Consider the following 5,024-nt stretch of genomic DNA (forward strand, 5'->3'; position numbering starts at 1 on the left):
GACCGCACCATGGTGCCGGTGCTGGCGCGCGCAGCCGTGGCTGTCGGTGTCGCCGGCGTCTTCGTGGAAACCCATCAGGACCCCGACAATGCTCCCTCGGACGGCCCGAACATGGTGCATCTGAAGGACATGCCGCGGCTGCTCGAAAAGCTGCTTGCCCTCGACGCCGTCGCCAAGGCGGCGTGAGCGCGCCCACAAAAAGCACGCAAACTGCTTCGATTGTAATTTTCGTGTCATTGATTATGAGACATTTTCAGTGACCTCGTGACGTCAAGTCCAAACCCAGGGAGAGACCCTTGACCGCCATCACCGATATCATCGCCCGCGAAATTCTCGACAGCCGCGGCAATCCGACCGTTGAGGTGGATGTCTATCTGGAAGACGGTTCGATGGGCCGTGCGGCCGTTCCGTCGGGCGCCTCCACCGGCGCACATGAAGCCGTCGAACTGCGCGACGGCGGCAAGCGCTACCACGGCAAGGGCGTCGAAAAGGCGGTCGAAGCCGTCAACACCGAGATCTTCGATGCGATCGGCGGTTTCGATGCCGAAAGCCAGATCCATATCGACAAGACGATGATCGCGCTCGACGGCACGCCGAACAAGTCGCGCCTCGGCGCCAACGCCATCCTCGGCGTCTCGCTCGCCGTTGCAAAAGCTGCCGCCGAAACATCCGGCCTGCCGCTCTACCGTTATGTCGGCGGTCCGAACGCGCATGTCCTGCCGGTTCCGATGATGAACATCATCAACGGCGGCGCTCATGCCGACAACCCGATCGACTTCCAGGAATTCATGATCATGCCGGTCGGCGCCGACACGCTGAAGGACGCCGTGCGCATGGGCTCGGAGATCTTCCACGTCCTGCGGAAGGAACTGGCGGCCCAAGGTCACAACACCAATGTCGGCGACGAAGGTGGTTTCGCACCGGGCCTGAAGAGCGCGCCGGAAGCCCTCGATTTCATCATGAAGTCGGTCGAGAAGGCCGGCTATACCCCAGGCGACGACGTCTGCCTGGCGCTCGACTGCGCCTCGACCGAATTCTTCAAGAACGGCAAGTACGAGATGGAAGGCGAGGGCCGCACGCTCGAGCCGGAAGCCATGGCCGATTACCTCGCCGAGCTTGCAGCAAAGTACCCGATCATTTCGATCGAAGACGGCATGGCCGAAGACGATTGGGCCGGCTGGAAGTACCTGACCGACAAGATCGGCGCCAAGTGCCAGCTCGTCGGCGACGATCTGTTCGTCACCAACTCGTCGCGCCTGCGCGATGGCATCAGGCAGGGCGTCGCCAATTCGATCCTGGTCAAGGTCAATCAGATCGGCTCGCTGTCGGAAACGCTCGATGCCGTCGAGACTGCCCACAAGGCGGCCTACACCGCCGTCATGTCGCACCGCTCGGGTGAAACCGAAGACTCGACGATCGCCGATCTCGCCGTCGCCACCAATTGCGGGCAGATCAAGACCGGCTCGCTGTCGCGCTCCGACCGGCTTGCCAAGTACAACCAGCTTATCCGCATCGAGGAAATGCTCGGTCCGCAGGCCGTTTATGCCGGCCGCAGCGTCCTGAAGGCCTGACAGCCTCCCAGGTTCGACATTTTCATGGAAGCCCGCGCCGAAAGACGCGGGCTTTTTTCGGACTCGATTCTGGTCAACGATTGCTTAAGCAAGTTCTGCGAATTTGAAGCTCTGTTTCGGATCGATTTGAGATCCCGTAAGCGTGGCAAGGCGTTAGAGCGGTATGTGGACAAAGCATCATAAGAAAAGAAAATTCGGCCGTTTTGTTCTTCCCGCCATCACAGTCGCGTTTCTTTGCTACTTCGGCTATCATTCCATCCACGGCGATCTCGGCCTGATCGCCACGGAGGAATTCGAACGTCAGCGGCAGGCGCGTGCAGGCGAGCTCGCCAAGCTGACCGCTCGGCGCGAGACGCTGGAGCGGCAGGTTCAACTGATGAGCGATGGTTCGCTTGACAAGGACATGCTGGACGAGATCGCCCGTTATCAGCTGAATGTCTCGCGCGGCGACGAAATCGTCATCTTCAACAACTACTTCTAAATTAACCGAAATCTAGTTAATTTCATATTTCTGTAACCTTTTCATAGTGTTGCACGGAATGTGAGCCATGCGTTTATGGCATTGCTGGGGCAGCTTTTCTTGCCTATGGTACGCCCCGAAACCAGAGTGGGAATCTGGCGATATACGTCAGAGCGTAATCTCGCTCTCAACGCAGAACTCAAAGGGAGGGATGAATGGCGCCGACAAAAACCGCGTCTGTATCCGGCCGCAAACCAGCGGCAAAGTCTGCAATCAAATCAGCCTCGAAATCCTCCGCCAAGGAGTTTACGGGCAAAAACACCCCGGATTTCGGCAAGGATCAGGATCTTCACGCCTATCGTGAGATGCTGATGATCCGCCGTTTCGAGGAAAAGGCCGGTCAGCTCTACGGCATGGGCTTCATCGGTGGTTTCTGTCACCTCTATATCGGCCAGGAAGCTGTCGTCGTCGGCATGCAGATGGCGCAGCAGGAGGGTGACCAGGTTATCACCGCCTATCGCGACCATGGGCATATGCTGGCAACCGGCATGAGCGCGCGTGGCGTCATGGCGGAGCTGACCGGACGCAAGGGCGGCTATTCCAGGGGGAAGGGCGGCTCGATGCACATGTTCTCCAAGGAAAAGCATTTCTACGGCGGCCACGGCATCGTCGGCGCCCAGGTTTCGCTCGGAACCGGTCTCGCCTTCGCCAACAGGTATCGTGGTAACGACAGCGTCTCGGTCGCCTATTTCGGCGATGGCGCGGCCAACCAGGGCCAGGTCTACGAGAGCTTCAACATGGCGGCCCTCTGGAAGCTGCCGATCGTCTATATCGTCGAGAACAACCGTTATGCGATGGGCACCTCGACGGCCCGTGCGACGGCGCAGTCGAACTACTCGCTGCGTGGTTCCGGCTTCGGCATCCCCGGCATCCAGGTCGACGGCATGGACGTTCGTGCCGTGAAGGCCGCCGGTGACGAGGCGCTCGAGCACTGCCGCTCCGGCAAGGGCCCGATCATTCTCGAAATGCTCACCTACCGTTATCGCGGCCACTCCATGTCCGACCCTGCGAAATATCGCTCCAAGGACGAAGTGCAGAAGATGCGCTCGGAGCACGACCCGATCGAGCAGGTGCGCCTGCGCCTCATCGAAAAGGGCTGGGCGACCGAAGACGAGCTGAAGGCGATCGACAAGGATATCCGCGACGTCGTTTCGGATAGCGCCGATTTCGCCCAGGCCGATCCGGAGCCGGATCCGTCCGAGCTCTACACCGACATTCTGCTCTGATCGCGGGGAGGGAACCCAATGCCAATCGATATCCTGATGCCCGCGCTTTCTCCGACCATGGAGGAAGGCACGCTCAGCAAGTGGCTGAAAAAAGAGGGTGACAAGGTCACCTCCGGCGACGTGATTGCCGAAATCGAGACCGACAAGGCGACCATGGAAGTGGAAGCCGTTGATGAAGGCGTGATCGGCAAGCTGCTGATTGAGGCCGGCACCGAAAACGTCAAGGTCAACACCAAGATTGCCGTGCTCCTGCAGGACGGTGAGAGCGCTGATTCGATCGGCTCCGCGGCTCCTGCCAAGGAGGCGCCGAAGGCGGCTCCGCAGGTCGAACAGGAAGAAAAGCCGACCGCGACCGGTTCGGCATCCGCACCGGTTCCGGCCCAGCCGATCGCCCAGGCCGCATCCGATCCGGATATTCCGGCCGGCACCGAAATGGTCATGACCACAGTTCGCGAAGCACTGCGCGACGCAATGGCCGAAGAAATGCGCCGCGACGAGAACGTCTTCGTCATGGGTGAGGAAGTCGCCGAATACCAGGGCGCCTACAAGATCACCCAGGGCCTGCTGCAGGAATTCGGGGCTCGCCGCGTGGTCGATACCCCGATCACCGAACACGGCTTTGCCGGCGTCGGCGTCGGTGCCGCCATGGCGGGCCTGAAGCCGATCGTCGAGTTCATGACCTTCAACTTCGCCATGCAGGCGATCGACCAGATCATCAACTCGGCCGCCAAGACGCTCTACATGTCCGGCGGCCAAATGGGTGCGCCGATCGTGTTCCGCGGCCCGAACGGTGCCGCCGCCCGCGTCGGCGCCCAGCACAGCCAGGATTATGCCGCATGGTATAGCCAGATTCCGGGCCTCAAGGTCGTCATGCCGTATACCGCAGCCGACGCCAAGGGTCTCCTGAAAGCGGCCATCCGCGATCCGAACCCGGTTATCTTCCTCGAAAACGAAATCCTCTACGGCCACCAGTTCGAGGTGCCGAAGCTCGACGATTTCGTCCTGCCGATCGGCAAGGCCCGCATCCACAAAAAGGGCAAGGACGTTACCATCGTGTCCTTCGGCATCGGCATGACCTATTCCCTCAAGGCAATCGCCGAGCTGGAAAAGGAAGGCATCGATGTCGAACTGATCGACCTTCGCACCATCCGTCCGATGGATCTGCCGACTGTCATCGAATCGGTCAAGAAGACCGGCCGCCTGGTCACCGTCGAGGAAGGCTATCCGCAGTCGTCGGTCGGCACCGAAATCGCCACCCGCGTCATGCAGCAGGCCTTCGATTATCTCGATGCGCCGATCCTGACGATCGCCGGCAAGGACGTTCCGATGCCTTATGCGGCCAATCTCGAAAAGCTGGCGCTGCCGAATGTCGGCGAAGTCGTCCAGGCGGTGAAAACCGTCTGCTACAAATAAGGGGAGGATGTTTCGATGCCAATCAACATCACCATGCCTGCCCTGTCTCCGACCATGGAAGAGGGCAATCTTTCCAAGTGGCTCGTCAAGGAAGGCGACAAGGTCAAGTCCGGCGACGTGCTCGCCGAGATCGAGACCGACAAGGCGACCATGGAAGTCGAATCCGTCGATGAGGGCACCGTTGCCAAGCTCGTCGTCGCGGCCGGCACCGAGGGCGTCAAGGTCAACGCGCTGATCGCCATCCTCGCCGCCGATGGCGAGGATGTCTCGGCTGCCGCCGCCGGCGGTGGCGCT

Annotated in this window: 5 protein-coding genes and 1 pseudogene; all 6 read left to right on the forward strand. The window is 60.5% G+C overall.

Annotated features, from left to right (window positions below; all coding sequences use genetic code 11):
* Nucleotides 1-186: pseudogene (locus MOV61_RS28245) on the forward strand (3-deoxy-8-phosphooctulonate synthase); the annotation flags it as partial.
* Nucleotides 187-296: 110 nt separating this feature from the next.
* Nucleotides 297-1,571 carry a phosphopyruvate hydratase gene (gene eno, locus MOV61_RS28250; protein WP_038542630.1) on the forward strand — a complete coding sequence of 425 codons (1,275 nt, stop codon included), beginning with the start codon at nucleotides 297-299 and terminating at the stop codon, nucleotides 1,569-1,571.
* A 163-nt stretch (nucleotides 1,572-1,734) separates the two neighbouring features.
* Complete coding sequence (locus MOV61_RS28255) at nucleotides 1,735-2,052, forward strand: septum formation initiator family protein (protein WP_038542632.1); 318 nt, start codon at nucleotides 1,735-1,737, stop codon at nucleotides 2,050-2,052.
* 194 nt (nucleotides 2,053-2,246) lie between these two features.
* Nucleotides 2,247-3,317, forward strand: coding sequence for a pyruvate dehydrogenase (acetyl-transferring) E1 component subunit alpha (gene pdhA / locus MOV61_RS28260; RefSeq protein WP_038542635.1), 1,071 nt, complete (start codon nucleotides 2,247-2,249; stop codon nucleotides 3,315-3,317).
* 18 nt (nucleotides 3,318-3,335) lie between these two features.
* On the forward strand, nucleotides 3,336-4,730 hold the full coding sequence (locus MOV61_RS28265; RefSeq protein WP_247138965.1) for a pyruvate dehydrogenase complex E1 component subunit beta: 1,395 nt from the start codon (nucleotides 3,336-3,338) through the stop codon (nucleotides 4,728-4,730).
* 15 nt (nucleotides 4,731-4,745) lie between these two features.
* Nucleotides 4,746-5,024: biotin/lipoyl-containing protein (locus MOV61_RS28270; protein WP_247138966.1), on the forward strand; the 279-nt coding region annotated here is incomplete at its 3' end.

This window comes from Neorhizobium sp. BETTINA12A, from assembly GCF_023006485.1.
In the GTDB taxonomy this organism is placed as follows: Bacteria; Pseudomonadota; Alphaproteobacteria; order Rhizobiales; family Rhizobiaceae; genus Neorhizobium.